The sequence below is a fragment of the Pseudomonas sp. TWR1-1-3 genome (assembly GCF_049896805.1).
In the GTDB taxonomy this organism is placed as follows: domain Bacteria; phylum Pseudomonadota; class Gammaproteobacteria; order Pseudomonadales; family Pseudomonadaceae; genus Aquipseudomonas; species Aquipseudomonas bubulae.
On sequence record NZ_JAFCUZ010000014.1, the window covers coordinates 1 to 611 of the forward strand.

Here is a 611-nt window from a genome sequence, read left to right on the forward strand (position 1 = left end):
TCACGTATTAGGTAACTGCCCTTCCTCCCAACTTAAAGTGCTTTACAATCCGAAGACCTTCTTCACACACGCGGCATGGCTGGATCAGGCTTTCGCCCATTGTCCAATATTCCCCACTGCTGCCTCCCGTAGGAGTCTGGACCGTGTCTCAGTTCCAGTGTGACTGATCATCCTCTCAGACCAGTTACGGATCGTAGCCTTGGTGAGCCATTACCTCACCAACTAGCTAATCCGACCTAGGCTCATCTGATAGCGCAAGGCCCGAAGGTCCCCTGCTTTCTCCCGTAGGACGTATGCGGTATTAGCGTCCGTTTCCGAACGTTATCCCCCACTATCAGGCAGATTCCTAGGTATTACTCACCCGTCCGCCGCTCTCAAGAGAAGCAAGCTTCTCTCTACCGCTCGACTTGCATGTGTTAGGCCTGCCGCCAGCGTTCAATCTGAGCCATGATCAAACTCTTCAGTTCAAACATCTTTGGGTTTTTAAGAAACCCTAAACTTGGCTCAGCAATCGTTGGTTACATCTTTGATTTCTCGCGGAGTAACTTGTGATGCTGATAATCTTGTTGACTATCAGTCTGACTCCACAAGCACCCACACGAATTGCTTGA

1 rRNA gene is annotated in these 611 nt (G+C 50.1%); it reads right to left on the minus strand.

Features of this window, described 5'->3' with window-relative positions:
- Nucleotides 1-467, minus strand: a 16S ribosomal RNA gene (locus ACP7BE_RS23200); the annotation flags it as partial.
- Nucleotides 468-611 lie beyond the last annotated feature (144 nt).